At 41.7% G+C, this 19,324-nt stretch carries 16 protein-coding genes and 1 tRNA gene; 6 read left to right on the forward strand and 11 right to left on the reverse strand.

All coding sequences use genetic code 11. The annotated features are described in order from the left end of the window. The first annotated feature begins 10 nt into the window (after positions 1-10). Positions 11-472, forward strand: coding sequence for a hypothetical protein (locus tag V7L01_RS16305; RefSeq protein WP_335036419.1), 462 nt, complete (start codon positions 11-13; stop codon positions 470-472). Positions 473-958: 486 nt separating this feature from the next. On the opposite strand, the gene glmM is transcribed toward V7L01_RS16305, so the two are convergent. Further along, positions 959-2,431: a phosphoglucosamine mutase gene (glmM, locus tag V7L01_RS16310; protein WP_335036421.1), complete on the reverse strand. Its 1,473-nt coding sequence runs from the start codon at positions 2,429-2,431 to the stop codon at positions 959-961. 570 nt (positions 2,432-3,001) lie between these two features. Here glmM and V7L01_RS16315 point away from each other — a divergent pair. After that, on the forward strand, positions 3,002-3,718 hold the full coding sequence (locus V7L01_RS16315; RefSeq protein ID WP_335036422.1) for a biliverdin-producing heme oxygenase: 717 nt from the start codon (positions 3,002-3,004) through the stop codon (positions 3,716-3,718). Between the two features lie 985 nt (positions 3,719-4,703). Here the strand turns inward: V7L01_RS16315 and V7L01_RS16320 are convergent. Next, positions 4,704-6,974, reverse strand: a complete 2,271-nt coding sequence (locus tag V7L01_RS16320) for a phosphatidylinositol-specific phospholipase C domain-containing protein (RefSeq protein ID WP_335036424.1) — start codon at positions 6,972-6,974, stop codon at positions 4,704-4,706. Between the two features lie 480 nt (positions 6,975-7,454). Here V7L01_RS16320 and cobW point away from each other — a divergent pair, with 480 nt between their 5' ends. Both cobW and V7L01_RS16330 read left to right on the forward strand, forming a co-directional pair. After that, positions 7,455-8,495: a cobalamin biosynthesis protein CobW gene (cobW, locus tag V7L01_RS16325; RefSeq protein ID WP_335036427.1), complete on the forward strand. Its 1,041-nt coding sequence runs from the start codon at positions 7,455-7,457 to the stop codon at positions 8,493-8,495. Between the two features lie 182 nt (positions 8,496-8,677). Continuing rightward, positions 8,678-9,160, forward strand: coding sequence for an ABA4-like family protein (locus tag V7L01_RS16330; protein WP_335036429.1), 483 nt, complete (start codon positions 8,678-8,680; stop codon positions 9,158-9,160). Between the two features lie 102 nt (positions 9,161-9,262). Here V7L01_RS16330 and V7L01_RS16335 read toward each other — a convergent pair whose 3' ends face one another. From V7L01_RS16335 to moaC, 5 genes are all read right to left on the reverse strand, one after another. After that, positions 9,263-9,478: an acetyltransferase gene (locus tag V7L01_RS16335; RefSeq protein WP_335036431.1), complete on the reverse strand. Its 216-nt coding sequence runs from the start codon at positions 9,476-9,478 to the stop codon at positions 9,263-9,265. Between the two features lie 280 nt (positions 9,479-9,758). Then, a complete protein-coding gene (locus tag V7L01_RS16340; RefSeq protein WP_335036433.1) occupies positions 9,759-10,067 on the reverse strand; it encodes a DUF3181 family protein in 309 nt (102 codons plus the stop codon). A 119-nt stretch (positions 10,068-10,186) separates the two neighbouring features. Continuing rightward, positions 10,187-10,444 (reverse strand): hypothetical protein, encoded by a 258-nt coding sequence (locus V7L01_RS16345; protein WP_335036435.1) that lies wholly within the window; start codon positions 10,442-10,444, stop codon positions 10,187-10,189. A gap of 75 nt (positions 10,445-10,519) precedes the next feature. Further along, the gene (locus tag V7L01_RS16350; RefSeq protein ID WP_335036437.1) at positions 10,520-11,608 is read right to left on the reverse strand and encodes a HoxN/HupN/NixA family nickel/cobalt transporter; all 1,089 of its coding nucleotides are present in this window, start codon (positions 11,606-11,608) and stop codon (positions 10,520-10,522) included. Between the two features lie 539 nt (positions 11,609-12,147). After that, the gene (moaC, locus tag V7L01_RS16355) at positions 12,148-12,657 is read right to left on the reverse strand and encodes a cyclic pyranopterin monophosphate synthase MoaC (protein WP_335036438.1); all 510 of its coding nucleotides are present in this window, start codon (positions 12,655-12,657) and stop codon (positions 12,148-12,150) included. Between the two features lie 34 nt (positions 12,658-12,691). On the opposite strand from moaC, the gene V7L01_RS16360 reads away from it, so the two are divergent. Beyond that, positions 12,692-12,765, forward strand: a tRNA-Arg gene (locus V7L01_RS16360). A 37-nt stretch (positions 12,766-12,802) separates the two neighbouring features. Here V7L01_RS16360 and V7L01_RS16365 read toward each other — a convergent pair. The 3 genes from V7L01_RS16365 to V7L01_RS16375 all read right to left on the reverse strand — a co-directional run bounded on the left by V7L01_RS16365 (position 12,803) and on the right by V7L01_RS16375 (position 15,981). Continuing rightward, entirely contained in the window at positions 12,803-14,077 is a 1,275-nt protein-coding gene (locus tag V7L01_RS16365; RefSeq protein WP_335036440.1) for an MFS transporter, read from the reverse strand. A gap of 171 nt (positions 14,078-14,248) precedes the next feature. Next, entirely contained in the window at positions 14,249-15,262 is a 1,014-nt protein-coding gene (locus V7L01_RS16370; protein WP_335036442.1) for a glycosyltransferase family 2 protein, read from the reverse strand. Continuing rightward, positions 15,259-15,981 carry a C40 family peptidase gene (locus V7L01_RS16375; RefSeq protein WP_335036444.1) on the reverse strand — a complete coding sequence of 241 codons (723 nt, stop codon included), beginning with the start codon at positions 15,979-15,981 and terminating at the stop codon, positions 15,259-15,261. Before V7L01_RS16375 ends, V7L01_RS16370 begins: the two co-directional genes overlap by 4 nt. Before the next feature lie 9 nt (positions 15,982-15,990). Here V7L01_RS16375 and V7L01_RS16380 point away from each other — a divergent pair, with 9 nt between their 5' ends. Then, a complete protein-coding gene (locus V7L01_RS16380) occupies positions 15,991-16,926 on the forward strand; it encodes a serine hydrolase (RefSeq protein WP_335036446.1) in 936 nt (311 codons plus the stop codon). Positions 16,927-17,312: 386 nt separating this feature from the next. Here the strand turns inward: V7L01_RS16380 and V7L01_RS16385 are convergent, their stop codons facing one another. Then, the gene (locus V7L01_RS16385) at positions 17,313-18,953 is read right to left on the reverse strand and encodes a metallophosphoesterase family protein (protein WP_335036602.1); all 1,641 of its coding nucleotides are present in this window, start codon (positions 18,951-18,953) and stop codon (positions 17,313-17,315) included. Between the last annotated feature and the right edge of the window lie 371 nt (positions 18,954-19,324).

Consider the following 19,324-nt stretch of genomic DNA (forward strand, 5'->3'; position numbering starts at 1 on the left):
TGTAAAAATTATGAACGAAAAAATTGAGAAAGGTGACATAGTATTTATAAATAAAAGTGGAAAATACCACAAGCAAGTGGGTGAAGTAAGCGAGATTGATTACAATATTTTCTTTGTCAAAATAGTGATAGTAAAGTTAGGCGATCTAGAAGAAGCCTTTGAAGAAAAAGATTTACAATTACAAACTAAAAAGCCAAATCTGAAAGAAGTCATTATATCAATAGACAAAATTCTAGAACAAGTCGAGCTGATTCCCCACTTGCCGACAAAAGAGAAAGTAGAATTACCCAACCGTCTGAAATATCTGAAATTAGATATTCCTAAACTAGATAAGCAGTTGATTCAAAAAAACTTTGACAGTATATATCAAATATTTGCAGCAACCAGAGAAGTAGATTCTTCAGCAAGCTTTTGGCAGGAAATAGATCCTAATTTGGAGAAAATAGGCTGGTGGATTAGAACAAGTCTATGAATCAATACGGTTCAGTTAATGCTAAAACTTTTTGTCAAAGTTATTTTTAACGTAGACGCGGAGCGGCTTGCCGCAGGCTACCGCGAAGGACGCGTTCGCGAAGCGTCTCGCAGAGAAGGAAGAGAAAAGAGAGAAAAAAGAGAAAGGAGAAATGCTTAACTGAACTGTATTGGTCTATGAATTAACAAGACAGGAGTTGTTGATGGGGTCATTTCCCCCTACCTCTTCGTCGATCGATACAAATACAAATGTCACAGCTTCTACCTGACTTTTGACGAAATCTGGAAAACCTCTCTCTAAATCTCTCTCCTAAAAGGAGAGAGACTTTGAATTTTCCCCCTTCCCGCGTCGGGAAGGGGGTTAGGTTTTTAGTAGGCTTTTCCACATGACGTGAAAAGTCAGGCTTCTACAGATAACCAAGGCTGGTTAATTTGCAGAAGCTGTGACAAAACTTGGCGTTTTTTTAAAGTTAAGATATTAGCGAACTTAGTCCATCAAATGTTGCTGGACTTGTGAAACTAATTCATTTGTCCAGTAGTTGGTAAGTTCGGCATTGGCTGCTTCTACCATTACTCTGATTACTGGTTCTGTACCAGAGGCGCGAACCAATATTCTGCCGGAATCACCCATTGCTGCTTCAGCAAGAGCGATCGCTTGTTGTACAGGTTGGCAATCTTGCCATCCCAAACGGCGATCGCGATCGACAACTCGCACGTTCCGCAACAGTTGCGGATAGGTTTGGAAGCTTCGATCTACTAATTCACTCAAGGGAACACCCGCCTCTCTCACCAAAGCTGCTATATGTAATGCTGTTAACAAGCCATCTCCTGTAACAGCATAATGACGGCAAAGAATATGTCCTGATTGTTCGCCGCCCAGCATTCCCCCGGTTCGCAACATTTCGGCTTGCACGTATTGATCGCCGACTGCGGTGCGAATTAAGTTACCACCAATTTGCTGCCAAGCTTTCTCAAAGCCTAAGTTCGCCATGACGGTAGATACAATCAGGTTGTCTGGCAATTGTTGGTTTTGTTGTAAGTGCCGTCCCCACAGATAGAGAATGTAATCGCCGTTAACTTGCCTTCCTGTATTGTCTACTGCTAAGACGCGATCGGCATCGCCATCGAAGGCAAAGCCAATGTCGGCGTTGTGTTCTTGTACAGTGGCTGCAAGAATATCGAGGTGGGTGGAACCGCAGTTAACATTAATGCGATCGCCATCTGCTTCGTTATGCAAGCAAATTACCTCTGCCCCCATTTCTGTAAATACTGATGGTGCTAACCCGACTGCTGCTCCCCACGCCAAGTCTAAAACAATCTTCATTCCCTGAAGATTTAGGGCACCATTCAAGGGTTTTTTCAACGCCTCGCTATAATGCCCCACTAACTCGAAACGTGAGTAATGCCGTCCGCAATTACTGACTCTAGCGATCGGTGATATTTTGCCACGCAGTCCGGCTTCTATTTCTGCTTGCAATATTTGCGGTAACTTCCCACCATCCGCGCCAAAAACCTTAATTCCGTTGTCCTCAGGGGGATTGTGGCTAGCAGAAATCATCACTCCGCCGATGGCATCAGTGATGCTGGTGAGATAGGCAACGCAAGGAGTGGGACATAATCCCAAATACCAAACCTCTAACCCTGCTGCTGTTAACCCTGCACTCAAAGCCATTGCCAGCATATCGCTGGAGTTTCTAGAGTCCTGTCCGAGAATGACTGGCCCTACTTGAGTAGCATGATTACGTAAAACAATCCCCGTCCAAAAACCAACTTGTAATGCTAGGGGCGCACTCAACAATTCTCCGACTCGTCCGCGAATCCCATCTGTACCAAATAAGGCATTTGCTGGTAGTGGGATTAAATTCAGTGCAAAACTGCTCTCAATCCCTTTACCCAATCCATCAGCTTCAGAAGCAGAACCGCCAGGAATGCCTGGTGTCCGAGTTATAGATGAAACCATATGTTTAAACACTCCACACAATCACACTGAAAAATAACATTTAAGACTTTATTCAGCAATTTTGACATGCTTTTTATCTTTAGAAATTCATTCTAGATCGGGCTTACATTAGGTAATACTACTTAAGTTGTGCCTCTTGAATTGTAAATCTTTCATCAAGTCAGCATTTGTTTTTACATTATCAGTAAAGTCTCCACATCTTAGCTAATTATTCCTTTTATGCCCTTAACTTTAGCCTTGATTTTTTCTGTCTTAGTTCACACTTTGCAATGCTATTAACCAAGAGATGATTGTAATAAATATTACCCTCGTTTCATCACAAGTGTTTTTCAGAAAATCTGAGAATAAAAGCAAAATTCAGCTAATAACAACAAAAAATCAACACACTGCAATGTAAAGTTCTATCGCCTTAGCCTTGTTGATGTGTAAAAAACTACAAAATATTTGCAGCTTAAAAAATTTTAATATAAATTCTCATCAAATAGTTTTAAGGTAACCTTTTAATGGCTTTTTTAGCCGTTAGTGAATCAAAACTCCGGCAGTTAACTTTTTAAAGTTGAGAAATTTAGTATGAGCAGCAATTTAGCAACCAAATTACGTGTAGGCACTAAGAAAGCCCACACAATGGCAGAAAATGTAGGTTTTGTCAAGTGCTTTTTAAGAGGAGTAGTCGAGAAAAACTCTTACCGGAAACTAGTTGCTAACTTCTACTTCGTCTACTCAGCGATGGAAGAGGAGATGGAAAAGCATAGCCAGCACCCAATTCTTTCTAAAATTAACTTTCCCCAGCTAAATCGCAAGTATACCTTAGAGCAAGACCTAAGTTATTACTTTGGTGCTAACTGGAGAGAGCAAATCAAACTATCTCCCGCAGGTGAAGCTTATGTAAAGCGCATCCGAGAAATATCTGCCACAGAACCGGAACTGTTAATCGCTCATTCATATACTCGTTACTTGGGTGACTTATCCGGGGGACAAATTCTCAAAAACATTGCTGTAACAGCGATGAATTTGTCTGATGGGCAAGGAACAGCCTTTTATGAGTTTCCAGAGATTCCTGATGAAAAGGCATTCAAAGCCCAATATCGGCAAAATTTGGATGAATTACCGCTTGACGATGCTACAACCGATCGCATCGTTGATGAAGCTAACGCCGCCTTTGGCACGAACATGAAGATGTTCCAGGAATTGGAAGGCAATTTGATCAAGGCGATTGGTGTAATGCTGTACAACAGCCTCACACGGCGTCGTACACGCGGCAGTACTGAACTCGTTCCTGCTGAGTAACTCTGTTGAGATTGCGGAGTATGGTGTGTGGAGTCATAATTCCAGATAGCCTGATGAAAGATAATTCATAGGTGTTTCTGGGGAAAGAGCGAACAACGCTCAAAATATTTAGGGGCAATAGCCCTGTGACTGCTTTTAATTCGTGAAAGCAAGCATGGGGAGATTGCCCCTCAATTATGTTTAGTTAGCGATTAAATTATTGAGAGCGTCTTGAGCATCAGTGTTTTCTGGATCTATTAGCAGCGCTTGCCGAAAACCTGCTGCGGCCTCTTGTTTTGAGCCATCACCAGATTCACCATAGAAAATCTCTCTTAATATGGTTCGGTTAAGCCCAAAAAAGAAAAATGTGTAGGTTGGGTTTAGGAACGAAACCCAACATTTTGTGGGGTTTGTTGGGTTTCACTTCCCTACGAGACGCTGTTCGCGTTCGTTCAACCCAACCTACAAATATTCTTAACCGAACCGTATTGAAATCTCTCTGCTAAGGCATCATGTAAAGTTTTGCCATTTGGTAGTGTGGTAAGCTAAAACACATCTAATTTGCATATCAAAATTTTATCAATACAGCAGATTTCAAGTTTATGAGGTACAAAAATACCCCACCCGCGCACTCGCGCACCCTCCCCGTATGTATTGGTGAGGGTTAGGGAGGGGTGTACTTCATTTACTTGCAAAGTGCTGTATCTTGTGGGGTGGGCCGAAAAGCCCGCCCTGATTATGCAACTTAAATGCCGATTAGCTTATTAAATTCGCCAATGGCTGGTAAAAAGCTATGACAGCAGTAAAACCTTTTTACTTTGTTAGTCTTTTCCTAAGAAGTTGTTTTAAAAGTGTTTGGCTGTAATTATTAGGCACTTATTGATCCCCCCTAACCCCCCTTAAAAAGGGGGGAACTGGAATCAAAGTCTCCCTTTTTAAGGGTGATTTAGAGGTATTTAGAATTTATACCGACAAGGGGACTTTTAAAACATCTTCTAAATACCAATCACTTATTAAGACTGATAATCCTGTTAATCATATTATTATCAGGAAAATCCATTGCAAATGTGCCTAGCCTATTCGAGAAATTTTCAGCACCTAAATAATCGTATACTTGAGGATTTATAGAGTTTGCAAAAACACCAGAAAAACCATTAATAGACCATGCACTCGTATAATTAATATACCAATTATCGCTGGCATCAGATTTTGACCTATCAAGTAAATTCGTAATTTTTTCCCATTTACTACTAATCATTAAACCAATTCCAACAGCAATATTTTGTGGTGAAAGTATATCACCAATACCAGTAAGCACACTATCACCAATGGTATCATCAATAAAAAAATTAAATTTATATTCATCTTGTATCTTCAAAGTACCTCCATTTTTGACGATATCGAAAGTTGCATTGTCTGCCCAAGGTAAGGCATCTATACCTTTATTGCCTCCAAATCGGCTTAACAAAACTATTTTTCCCCGAACCTCTTTAACCGTAGGAATCCTGTCATCAAAATACCAAAACTCTTCATTACCTTCTATATACGAATCAAAAGTTTCCTGAAATGTGCGTGTATTATTTGTCTCCTCATATTCAGGTTTTATTAACATAACAATAAATTCACTGGGATTAGCTTTTAAAAATTCTATGCATACATCACGTACACCTTCATGAAAATTTAGATTTTGATAAACCTTGTCATGATGTATTGCAAAATTATTGTCAAAGTGCCGACACCGTATATCAATAAACCGAATTCCAGCTTCTAATTGCTCTATCAGAGTTCTATCTTGGCAGATAGCGCCAATTCCATAAAGGGCACAGGTTTCGTGTGTGCCAGGAATATTAATTTTAGATATCTTCTTACTATCTGATAGCTTATCCATCCAACTGTGAGGCCCTTTAGGAATTTTTACTAAAGCTGCTGGTAACTTCGGTCTTGATGAAGGGTTAGCCAGAATAGATTTGGTTGTTTTTATTAAAGGGAAACCAGCTTGAAATTTATCTAGCCCAATCGCCCAATACATTGCACCAGCTAATCCTTGCTCAATCAAATAACTCGTTTTATAACCGATTGATTCGGCATCGTCGTAGCTAATCCACTCGCCATTTTGACTTTTGTAAGCGTAGGGAGTCATAGTTGATTGATCCCATTGTCGTTTTAAGTCACCAGTTGCTATCCTGTCAGCAATTTCGTAATAAGCAAGGATTCCTGGAATCCCGGTTGCTACTCCGGCTGGGCCAGCGCTACTATAAGACTTTCCAGGGCCATTACTAGCTAGGCTTAGAGGGCTAGAGACATTGAAACTCCGACCGTAACTTGGCAAGCCTAGAACAATTTTGCTAGTAGGAATTTCAGCGTTTAAGTAAGCTTCAACAGTATTTTTAACGCTGAATTTTCCGCCAAGAGTGGAATCCTCTGGCAACGGTGCGTTCATCCCTGTGACTTTCTCATTAGGAAAAGCACCGTGATAGTCGTAGGACATGACGTTTAACCAATCAAAGTATTGGGCGCACTCAGCAAGCCATTTAAAGTAACTCTGAGGGTTGGAATGGTATTGCGCTGGTACTCCTGAAGGAACGATCGCAGGAGAAGCCATAGTTAAAAGTAAGTTATTCCCTGAGATAGCGCTACGAAACTCCTCTACTAGCTTAAGGAAGTTTGGTATATCTTCTGGTTTCCCGCCTCTACCACTGTAACCAGGATATTCCCAGTCAAGGTCAATACCATCAAAACCATATTTTTTGGCATACTGAATGGCAGAAGAGATAAACTGTTGTCTCCCTGCTGAAGTGGCTGCCATTTGGCTAAAAAGATTAGAAGTATAAGTGCCTATTTGATTTGGGTCTTGAGGGTCATTAAAGCTCCATCCACCAATCGATAGTAAGGTTTTGAGATTAGGGTTCTTTTGCTTTAATTTCTGGATGGCTGGATATAATACTGTTTGATCGTTCCACTCTACCGGTTCAATTGTATAGTTACCAGTCAGGCTGGGATTACTGGGATTGACGCTCTTTGTGATAAAACCAAAGATCCCAAAGGCAAAGTTAATATGTGTGAACAAGGAAGCATCAATCTGTTCTGGCAAAAACTTCCCGCCTCCTGAGCGATATTGAGACCAGTTTTCAAAATAACCAACTACTTTATATCCTGCTTGATTCGCGGCATTTGCGCGAAGAATCTCAATTAAAGGTGCGCTTCCTGCTGCTGTTACTCCAGTTACAAAACCGCCTGTGATTTTCACAAATTGGCGTCGAGAAAGTCTATCAAACATACTAAGCTTCCTGTAAAATTAGAAAATTTATATTTTGAAATTATGAATTTAAGAAAAAATTTAAACCTGCCAGAAAAATAAATATATTTATTCAGTCATGTTTTCTACTAAGATCCCAACCCACGCAAAAGTTAAGCCGCACAAAACTGTTTCTTAATAACGTCTGTAATACTAATGTCCATAGCGGCTAGTTCAGGTAATGTTCATACAAAGCTACAAAAGAGCGTCTCAATGGATATTAGCAGTATTAATAAATTGAAAAGTTAAGAAAATATAAAGCCTTCAACTAAATATTTGTTATGTCTTTCTTTATTCAGGCTTGATGCCAATCTTTAGAACCTATATTTATATTTTTTATAAATATAAATATATTGGGCTTTTAGCTTAAAATAACTAAGTCAATCTTCAAACCAAGCTTAATCTCAGTATTTAAGTTTGTAACCTGTAAAACTTACCATACTGAGTAAATCAGGCAAAAATATGGCTACAAAAATTCCTGTCACAGTGATTACAGGCTTCTTAGGTAGTGGAAAAACCAGCCTAATTCGGCACCTGCTACAAAACAACCAAGGACGCCGCATTGCCGTTGTAGTCAATGAATTTGGCGAACTCGGTATTGATGGCGAATTGTTAAAATCCTGTCAAATTTGCCCGGAAGATGGTGAGGGCGACACTAATATCTTTGAATTAACTAACGGCTGCTTATGCTGCACCGTGCAAGAAGAGTTTTACCCGATGATGCAAGAGTTAATCAAGCGGCGGGATAGCATCGACTGCATTTTAATTGAAACCTCTGGTTTAGCCTTACCAAAACCGCTGGTGAAAGCTTTTCGCTGGCAAGAAATTCGCAACGCCGCCACTGTGGATGCGGTGATTACCGTGGTAGATTGTGCGGCGGTAGCAGCGGGGACATTTGCTAGCGATCCAGAGGCGATCGCAGCCCAGCGGCAAGCAGATGATAGTCTAGAACATGAAACACCATTGCAAGAACTATTTGAAGACCAACTTGCTTGTGCAGACTTGGTGGTGTTGAATAAAATCGACTTGGTAGATGCCGAGACAAAAGCCAGAGTTGAGGAATTAATTAAGCAAGAGTTGCCCAGAGTGGTGAAGATTGTCGAGAGCGATCGCTCTCAACTAGACGCATCTATATTATTAGGATTTCAAGCCGCAGTCGAAGACAACTTAGATTCTCGTCCTAGTCATCACGATACCGAAGAAGACCACAATCACGACGAAGAAATTACCTCAACTAATTTAATTTTGGATCGTACCTTTGACCCTGAAAAGTTGCAACAGCAGTTAGAGAAATTAGCACAACAACAAGAAATTTACCGGATTAAAGGCTTTGTAGCAGTACCAAATAAATCCATGCGCCTAGTGATGCAGGGCGTGGGAACCCGATTTGATAAATTTTACGATCGCCCCTGGAAACCAGAAGAAGCCAGGCAAACGCGCTTAGTTTTCATCGGTCGTGATTTAAAGTCCTCAGAAATTGAATCACAACTTGTAGCTTTATAAATAAGCTAATCGGCATTTAAGTTGCATGAAGGTAGGGCTGAAGCCCTTACTACAAGCGAATCATTCTGGAAAAATGAATGACGATTAGCTTATCCCTATATCCCCGAATTCTCAAATAAGTCGGGGATGTATATCTGAAAATTACGACTTATGAATAACTAGTTCATTCATTTTACAAAAACATGACGATCTCTCAATTATTTAACGTTGCTAATCTTTTCGTCTTACCATTTTGGGCGTTAATGATTTTATTGCCAAACTGGAAAGTCACACGGCAGATAATGTCATCATATCTACCCTTTGTGCTGTTAGCAGGAGCGTATTTATATTTGTTTATCAACAGCATTACGCCAGAAAATGCCCAAGCTTTATCGAATCCCCAATTAGCTGATATTGCGCGGTTTTTTGCAGATGAAACAGCTGCTGCAACAGGTTGGATTCATTTTCTAGTAATGGATTTATTTGTCGGTCGGTGGATTTATTGGGAAGGACAGAAAACAGGTATTTGGACATTCCACTCTTTGGCTTTATCTTTGTTTGCTGGGCCTTTAGGATTACTGTCTCACATCTTGACTGACTGGATTGCTAAGGCATTTTTCCCGAAGTTCCAGCAGAATGAAACGGCGACGGTAGCAGAACAAAAAGTATCATCAACTGGTACATAGTAGTAAGGGCGCACATCTATCTGTGCACCCCTACTTTTATTAGGTAAATTGATAATAGATTATACTTTACTCCCATTACCAATTACCTGATTTTAAAATCAATTAAGCATTGTCGTGTCTATAATCAGCATCTAACCAACAGCGTGGTAGAACTTCACCTGAAGGAAAAACGAGATTTTCTTTTTTAAAAGTTTCAGGTTGTTGTTCTTCTTGACCTTCTTGGTCTTTTGCCTGAACAACATCAGTACTAGGGTCAATTAATTCCTGAATTTCAACAATTTTTACCAATTCGCCGCTATCTTTGACTTGTAAAAGCATGAAAATTGCCTCAATAAGTTTGCATGAAAGTTGAAAGTAAGTCTCAAGATAAACTCACTCATATCTCAACCGATTTATAAGGCTGAGATTCCTTAATTGTTAAAGGAATTTTTTACCACTGATGGACACATAAGTTGCACGGAATTCCTCTGTGTGTATCTGTGGTTTTTATTTATATAAAATTGTCATAGCAAACAAATACCCAATTCAGCATCTCAAATACAATTAATGAATGCTGACCGAGATAATTGTTTAATTCAAGTAATCTTAGTTTTGGCGATTAGATTTCGCGTTGGTATTTCTCCAAAATATCTACTAACGTGACCTGGCATTGCAACGGTAATAAATCGATTAAAGGAAGTTCACGTTTGCCGCCGCCAATTTTTACTGGAATTGATTCCAAGACTTTTATAACTTGATCTTCATTTACAGCCTTGGAAGTAATTAAGGGATACAACTGTTCGGCAACAAGGGTATGCAGTTTGGCATTAGATAAATAAAGATGCCATTTGGCAATGTCTATATAAACATTTTCGCCAATTTCAGCTGCTAGGGCTTCCAGTAATTCTGTGGTGTTAGTCTTAGCCATAAAAATAACCCTACATTAAGAAAAAGTGCGAAATCTCAGGCTTTTTTACATTATCGCTCAATTAACAGGCTAATCCTACTACCACAGGTTACAATCGCCCCAGCATGAGTAATCCATCTTCAGGTGGATTTTGTCGGAGTTTCGCTATAGTTAGCGATCGCAGCAATATAAATTAGATGTGCCAAGACTAATACTATCCAACTTACAGTTAACCACGGCAGCCACTCCCAGGTAGTGCCTTTCAAGTTGTGGAAAAACCACAACCCGGAATTAATACAAGCAGCGATCGCCACATGGATGGCAAAATTCATCCGGTCATCTATCTTGCGGTAATCTGGGTCTTTGCGATCGGGTTCGCGAGGCCAACGAGGAGGCATAAATATTTGTTACAGATTTAAATACACCCTACTCATTCTAAGGTTTTTCGGGCATTACATGTCGCGCATATAGGCTTAATGCCTATTCTTTCTGTGTTTAACGGTTGTAGCACTAGTGACTTTTAACTCATCATACTTATTGACTTTGTAGATGATGGTCGAAAGCAACCAACTGAATACAAAGATAGCAATGATTAAATAACCAATTGTGCCAAAGTTATTACCTAGTTGACTAATGAAATCCCAAAACGGACTTTTCAGTTGTAAGCGATCGTTAATAATGTTCAGAGCCTCAATTCCACCAATAACCACAGCAACTAGTACAGAAACAAGGGTGATGGTCATGTTGTAGTAGAGCTTGCGGATTGGTTTGACGTAAGCCCAGCCATAAGCACCAAGCATTAAAATGCCGTCAGTGGTGTCAATCAAGGACATACCTGCGGTGAATAAAGCGGGAAATAATAGGATCGACCAGATAGGCAGACCTTTAGCTGCTTGATTTGCAGAAATCCCCAGCAGTGCTACCTCTGTTGCCGTGTCGAAGCCTAAACCGAAAAGGAAACCTAAAGGAAACATTTTCCAGCTACTATCTATCAACCGAAACAAAGGACGGAAGATGCGGCCGAGTAGCCCGCGTTGGTTCAAAAATTCATCTAAGGATTGCTCGTCATAGATTCCTCCTCGTTTAACGCTTTGGAAGGTTTTATAAACATCCCACAACACCACCATATTGATCGCTGCAATTGCTAGTAGGAAAAGTGCAGAAACGGTACTGCTAATTAGTCCCCCAACCTTTTCAAAACTGGGAAAGTCGTTATGGATGGTTGTAGTGGTTAAGGCGATCGCAACTGAGGCTACAATTACAACGGTGGAATGACCTAGAGAGAAAAAGAACCCAACAGCAACAGGTCGTTTGTTCTCCTGCATCAATTTACGGGTAACATTGTCAATCGCGGCGATGTGATCGGCATCTACAGCATGGCGTAGACCAAAGCTATAAGCTAAGACGGCAGTGCCAAGCAGAAGGGGGTAGCGATGGAATGCAATCAGGGCAACTACCCAGACCAGAATATTCGCGCTAATCAGGAATGCATAAATGTTGATAACTTTACGTCTAACGTTTCTGGAACTATCGTTGAAAACACGCGAAAACCTGGATAGCATTTATCACTCCTTACAAAGGCATATTTTGGCAAGGTGAAAAATGGATGAGGCTCTGTATGAGCCGTACCAGCATACTGAGCCAGCCTATGGAGTTTTCATTCATGAAAATTACTTATATTGACATCCACGTAAGGTTTAGTAAAACCTATCTAAATGACAGAGGTATTGCGAGGTTATGTCAAAAGGGTGACTAGTCGGTCATACCTCATAACGGGGAGCAGCATTGGCAGGCTAAAATCTTTATAAATAGACTTTTGTCAGCCCAGTAGAAAACATCGCGAGTCTTTCCGACACGCTCCCGCGATCGCGATACTCGTAGACTCTTTAACGCTCCGCTATCGTTTTTATAAAAAGCCGTGGGAAAATCGAAGTCCTTTGTTAGTACCAATAACCAAGAACAAATGACTAAATCGGCGGGCAGCTATTCCTCTCACCCCTCTTTTTGGGATGAGATTGTCGCCGATTTCCGTTGAGAGAGAGTTTAAAAGCCCAACCGATCTCAACAAAGCTATAGGTCAATACAGGTGACATCCAGTAGCTTATTGCTCTGGCTCTGAATAATCTCCTGATTTACCGCCACTCTTACTTATTAAACGAATTGATTCAATTTGAATCGACTTTTCTAAAGCTTTTGCCATATCGTATAAAGTCAGGGCAGCCACAGAAACGGCAGTTAAAGCTTCCATCTCTACACCAGTTTCAGCTTTGGTTTTGACTGTGGCTTGAATTTGATAACCAGGTAGTTGCGGATCGGGTACAATCTCGACTGCAATTTTTTGCAAAGGCAAGGGATGACACAGAGGAATTAAAGTGGCTGTTTGCTTGGCTGCCATAATCCCAGCCAATCTTGCAGTTGCCAACACATCTCCTTTTGGCACATTTCCAGCTTGAATCGCAGCGAAGGTGGCTGGCAACATCCGCACATTGGCCGCGGCTACTGCTTGGCGGATGGTGGGTGCTTTTTCAGACACATCCACCATCTGCGCCTGTCCTTGGCGATCTAGATGGGTTAAGTTGGCAAAATTAGATGGAAAATTATCTTGCGTCATTTAGTTAGAACGTGTTAATATAGATTGTCGGTGAGGGCGTGTAGCTCAGTGGACTAGAGCACGTGGCTACGGACCACGGTGTCGGGGGTTCGAATCCCTCCTCGCCCGTTTTTAAAGGTTAAAGTTGAAAATTAGGAGTGAGGAATTAAAGTTCCTCACTCCTAACTTTTAAGTTGTTCAAGGCATAGGCATCTGGAGCGAGACCTAGTGCAAAGCGTAGGGAGTTGGGTAGGTCTTTGCTCGACTGCGTGAGGAAGATGACAAGTGCAACAGAAGCGATCGCAGCCCCGTAGCCAAACATATTGCGGTAGCCTACAAGTTCGGCGATGATACCCAGAATAGGAGCAGCGATCGCAATTCCCATGTCAAGTCCAGCTATGCATATACCAAAAATTTGCCCCCGTTCTTGCGGCAGCGAGCGGTCTGCCATCATCACGATCGTCATCGAGATTAGTGTACCACCACCAGCACCTTCAGCGATCGCAGCCAGTAAGAAAACGAGCGGGCTGTAAGCCTGCCACAGCAGTATTAACGCTAAAACGTAGCAAAAAATCCCAAAGGTGATAAACAAACCGCGACCAAAGCGATCGCTTGCCTTACCAGCAAACACCCTGATACTAAAACTAGAAATTGCCGCAGCTGTAAAAAACAGTCCGCCATTGAAGTCTACGGCAGTGGATTCGAGGAACAACGACACAAAGGTATGTACAGCACCCACAGACAAACCAACCAGCAACATAACTATTGTTGGAACTCTCACCCGTGGACTATTTAAAATTTGCCAGAAGTTGCGTAGGCGTAGCCCGTCGTAGACATCGTTTCCCTGAGTTTGCTCCTGTGTCTGCACTGGCGGATTCACCACTTGTACAATCCCCAAGAAAGCGACAAAACCCAATTCGGCGGATAACAGAAATAAGATCCCGTAACCACTTGTAGCTTCTAAATATGCTCCCAAGGCAGGGCCAATTGCTAAACCAAGGGGAGTTGCTAGGGTCATGTAACCAATGATTTCGCCACGAGTTTCCGTGGGAGCTAAATCTGCGATTAAGGCACTGTAGCCAGTGGTAAAAGCAGCAACACTAATGCCGTGAAAAATCCGCACTAGAATTAATAGCCCAATTGATTGGGTTGCCAAGTAACCAAAAGGTGCGATCGCAGCTACTATCGTCCCAATCAACAAGACAATTTTGCGATCGCGTTCATCGGCTAACCGTCCCAGCGTCGGGCGAGATAGCAATAAACCAATAGCGAAACTGCCCATCACAATCCCAATTTCTTGCTTGTTAGCGCCCGCATCATCGATGTAAAGCGGTAGGGTTGGTAAGAGCGAAGACATGCTCGACCAGAATAATAAACCTGCCGTAAATAAAATTAGCAGGTTGCGCCGCAGTTCGGCATCAAAGGTATTAAATGCTTTCAAGGTAGATGCAACTTAATGGTTTTTTTGTCATTTGTCATTTGTCCTTTGTCTTGAGTCAACCAATATTTACTCTTAACTATTTACTAATGACCAATGACCAATGACTAATGACCAATGACCAATGACCAATGACCAATGACCAATGACTAATGACTAATGACTATTGTTACCTTACTTAACCTTTTTTGCTACCACCTCTCGCACGCGATAGATAGGCCGTCCTTGGGATTCATGATATGTACGCATGAGCAATTCTGCCAAAAGGCCGAAGCAAAACAACTGTACTCCAGTTACTAGCAGCAGAACTGCCAAAATCAGCAAAGGGCGATTGCCAATCATCTCACCTAAAGCGAATTTAACGAAAGTCAAGTAAATTCCGATTAGCGTCCCCGAAACCATTGAAGTTAAACCCAACAGCCCAAAAACATGCATTGGGCGGGTGAGGAATTTTTTCATAAACAGGATGGTTAACAAATCCATCAACACGCGGAATGTCCGCCAAATCCCATATTTACTACGACCAAAGCGACGGGCGTGATGACGCACTGGCACTTCAGTAATTCTAGCTCCTTCGATGTACGCCAAAGCGGGTAAAAATCGGTGTAATTCCCCGTAGAGGTTCATATCTGCCACCAGTTCTGCCCGATATGCTTTCAGCGAACAGCCATAGTCATGAATATTCACGCTAGTGGTGCGGCGAATTAGCCAATTGGCAATTTTGGAAGGGAGTAACCGATTGACAGCACCATCTTGGCGTTTTTGCCGCCAACCGCTCACCAAATCGTAACCTTCATCCAGCTTTGCTAATAACATGGGGATATCAGCTGGATCATTTTGGAGATCGGCATCTAAAGTGACGATCGCTTTACCGACTGCATAATAAAATCCAGCAGCCATTGCCGCAGTTTGTCCGTAGTTGCGACGTAAAATTACCGCCTTTAAATCAGTGCGAGTTTGCGCTTCTTTCTTGAGAAAATCCCCAGAACCATCTGTAGAACCATCATCTACACAAATAATTTCATAATTTATCTGACTAGAAGATAAAGTAGATGCGATCGCTTCTAGTAAAAGCGGCAAACTTTCCACCTCGTCATGTATCGGCAGCACCACCGAAACATCTGGGACAATTGCTGAAATCGCCCCATTTTCCTCACTAGTCCTTTCGGAAACTAACCCACTCCTCATATACCTGTGCGTCCTGTGCGTCTCTGTGGTTCGTAACTCTTGATAACTCTACCAGCACCTCGCAGCTGCTGATAGTACGACTGACTAACCGCGTCTCCCTGTTCCGAGAGAATATCAATCCCAATCCCATCCCGTCCCCGATCTTTGCCAGAACTATGAATGTAATAACCATCCGCCAAATAAAGTCCGACATGGGTTGCTTTTTGGCTAGTTCCAAAAAATACCAGATCCCCGGCTGCTAATTCTGCAATAGTAATTGGCTGAGTGAATCCTTCCTGTTGATAAGCATCTCTAGGTAACCAAATACCCACCGAAGCAAACGCCGCCTGCATCAACCCAGAACAGTCATAATTTGGCCCAAGCGTACCACCCCAAAGGTAATAATTGGATTGTTGCATCGCTTTTTGGGTAAAGGCGATGACCTCTGCTATGAGTTTTTTAATCTCAGATTCAGAAAATGTTGCAGCCTGATAATGTACAGTAGCAGGTTGTAATGAATCAAAATCTAAAAGGGATACCCATCCCAGATAGTCATCTTCACACAAATACACCTCAACCGCTGAATTTTGATGATTTGATGTTACCCATAAATGTCGCCCAGATGCGGCTTGAGTTGCCAAGCGTGTACATTCAGGAGAATCATATAAATTTAGGTCAGCTAAACACTGATACTCCCCTGATTTTGGATTTTGGATTTTGGATTGTAGATTAAGGGACATTATTCGAGAATGATTTTTTTTAATAAAGACGAACAACTCGAAAATCTTGGGTTAGGCATTTTAGATGCAACTTGGGCAGCATTTGGGACTTTAGCCCGTAACCAAATTGCCCTAACTTGGGTTGTTTACGATCCACCAGTGCTGGTAAATACTGGAGGTGCGCTGACTCCCAATGCTTTTTGGGATCATCCAGTTCGTGGTTTTACTTATCGTGGTGTTGAGCGGATTTATCCTGCGAGTGTAGTCAAGCTATTTTATCTGGTGGCGGTAAACGAATGGTTAGAAAAAGGCATGATCCAGCAGACTTCCAAAGAGTTGGAGCGAGCCTTGCGGGATATGATTGTAGATTCTAGCAATGATGCTACCAGCTTGATTGTGGATATTCTGAGTGGTACCACATCAGGGCCAGAATTACCAACAGGGCCCTTTGAAACTTGGAAATATCAGCGTAATATTGTTAATCGTTATTACCAATCTTTGGGTTGGGAAGAAATGGAGACGATAAACGTCTGTCAAAAAACTTGGGGTGATGGCCCTTATGGACGGGAACGGGCGTTTGTGGGAGAGTTGCTGGAAAATCGTAATATGTTGACAACAAATGCGATCGCCAGGTTACTGCATAGTATTGTAGGTGGGGTGGCGGTTTCAAGTGGGCGATCGCAAACAATGATGGCTTTGCTCAAACGGACTCTCAACGATTTGCCCCCTGACGCCGAGGAAAATCAGGTAACAGGTTTTTTAGGCGGTGGACTGACTGAAAATGCTCAAATTTGGTCAAAGGCAGGTTGGACAAGTCAAGTTCGCCATGATGCCGCGTATATTGAGTTACCAGATCGGCGTCCTTACCTCTTAGTGGTATTTACTGAAGGGAAAGCGCAAGCTAAGAGTCGGGAGATTTTGCCCTTTGTTTCTAATTTAGTTGTCGAAGCGATCGCTAGTCTATAATTTTAGGACTTACGCAGAAGAGATCCCCCCTTTTTTACTTGTCGTTATCCATATTTTTGTAACAGTCAAAGTATCGCGCTCACCCGATATCCCGCCCTGAACTGAAGTTCTGGGCTGATAGCTAAAGTCCACTCAAGTGGACTGAAATTCTCCATTTTAGATATGATAGCCATCTACAATGGCTGAAAATTTGGCGTTGCTGAATTGCGGTATGAATCAAGATGTAGAGACGTTGCATTGCAACGTCTTTACAAGGATTTTGATATCATGCAGAATCGTTTTCATACATGAAATCAGCAACGCCAAAAATTTTGTATTTAGTCCTCTTGAGAGGACTTTAGCTATTAGCCTGGGAATTTATTCCCAGGCGGTAATGGTAAGGATGACTATTTCAATTTAAATTCGTCAAACTTCAATACTTCCGAATCAGGCTTGCGAGTATCAAAACGATAACTACTTATCGTACCTGTTCCCGTATCAAAGATACTGAAAACCGTAATATCATTACTCGCAATATAAGGCATCGGCTTCCCATCTTCGCCCAGCAAAGGGGAAATTGTTGGCACTATCGGTTCTAAACCATTGGGATCGCCAAGCTTAACATAATCCTCTTGATATCCAATAGGCACTTCTCGCTTTCTATCACCCCAAGCAGCACCGTAAGTATTGCCCACATTAGATGTTTCCAAAAAGTGCATTCCACTGGGACTAACAAAACGGTTCCACAAATGAGAATGCCCATAGAATACCAATTGCACATTAGCTACTTCTAATAAAGGCACAACATCGCGGATAATATAATCTGCGTCTTTGGGATATTCATAACGCACTGCTTTAATATTATCGCTATCCCCTTCAATTATTTGAACCGGTTCTGTATAAGCAGGAACTATATTATCACCCAGAGTGTGGGGTGGATGATGGAACATTACAACTTTGTATTTTGCTTGTTTAAACTCAGGGCTGTTTAGTTCTGCCTCTAGCCAATTGTACTGCTTGCTGCCTTTAGCAATTGGCTCATAAATCACCTGTCCATAACCCCAATTTTCCGGATTATTTAAATCCTTTTCGGCTTCCTGATATCTACCCTTACGCTTTCCATTTAAGTTAGGAGTGCGCCACATATTCGTAGTGTAGAGTACCACCAAACGCACATCACCAAAACTGACTGCATAATACCTTTTTCCACCCTCTTTACTTTTTGGTAAAGAGAAAATTTCTTCGTAAGTATTAGTATTAAAAGAATTATCTATTAAAGATTTGTCCCGATAGATTTTTTGAGCAACTACGCGGGGAATTGTATCATCAAATTCATCATTTAAACTTCCCATCCTGGCAAATCGCCCCATCACCTCATGATTGCCAATGCAAGTAAACATGGGTGCATGTTGAATTATTTGTCCACCAGTGTAAGTTGTCTTAACACCGTCGTGTGTCATGTCATATTTAGCACGACCTTGTAAACCGGGAAACAACGCACCACCACTATTATCATCAAACCATTCTGAGGCGCGATCGCTAACATTGACCAAATCACCAGCAAACCACACTCCATCAACCCGTCCAACTGTTTCTACCACCTTTTGCAGATTTGCAGATGTCATCGGCTTTAACTGATGGTCAGAGGTGAGTAGAATTTTTAGTGGTATATCCGGTTTTGGAGTAGCTGCGAGGCTAAAAACATCACTGCTAACCCTCTCACCGTCTTCTCGCACACTCGTAATGCGATAATTTACCCGCAAATCAGGAGTTAACCCAATCACCTCAGCCTCATGCCGCCAAATGTCGCGTTGGACGGGTTTTTGATAAACTTGTCCGTCTTTGATTTGGTTTGCAACTCTTGACTCCTGGTCTTCACGAGTGCGAGTGAGTTTGGTAGTATTTGCCTTAGCAGTTTGTTTAAGATTTTCACCGTAGGTTACTGTGTGATTAACACCAGCGAACTCAGTAAACCAAACTACTTGCACTGAGGTTTCAGTTGGCAGTTGTAAAAATGGGTCGGTGAGCAATTGGGGTGCTGATGTCATAATTGTTTGCCCAAAGGAACGCACACTTAACACAGTAAAGCATATAACAAGCACAAGCATAGCCACCGAGAAAATTTGACGGTTGCGTAAGCGTCTGAGCATGAGTAACATACCAAATTTTGGCGTTGCATAGTTGCAGGATGAATTAGACTACTAAGCGTACAATTTTATGACATGACTGCTTAGGAACTCCAAAAAATAAATTATCCAATTTTTGGAATCAAAATGACTTTTCCTCCCTCTGCCCCCTAGCTTAAAAGCGATGGGATATTTTTTTATTTGGAAGTCCCTTAGTGTAAAATCGTTAGCTTGAATCACATCACCTAGAGAGTTTTACAACAAGTATCGTCCCTCCTTTTACTTGGCTTTCA

The sequence above is a fragment of the Nostoc sp. genome (assembly GCF_036917095.1).
Classification (GTDB): domain Bacteria; phylum Cyanobacteriota; class Cyanobacteriia; order Cyanobacteriales; family Nostocaceae; genus Nostoc.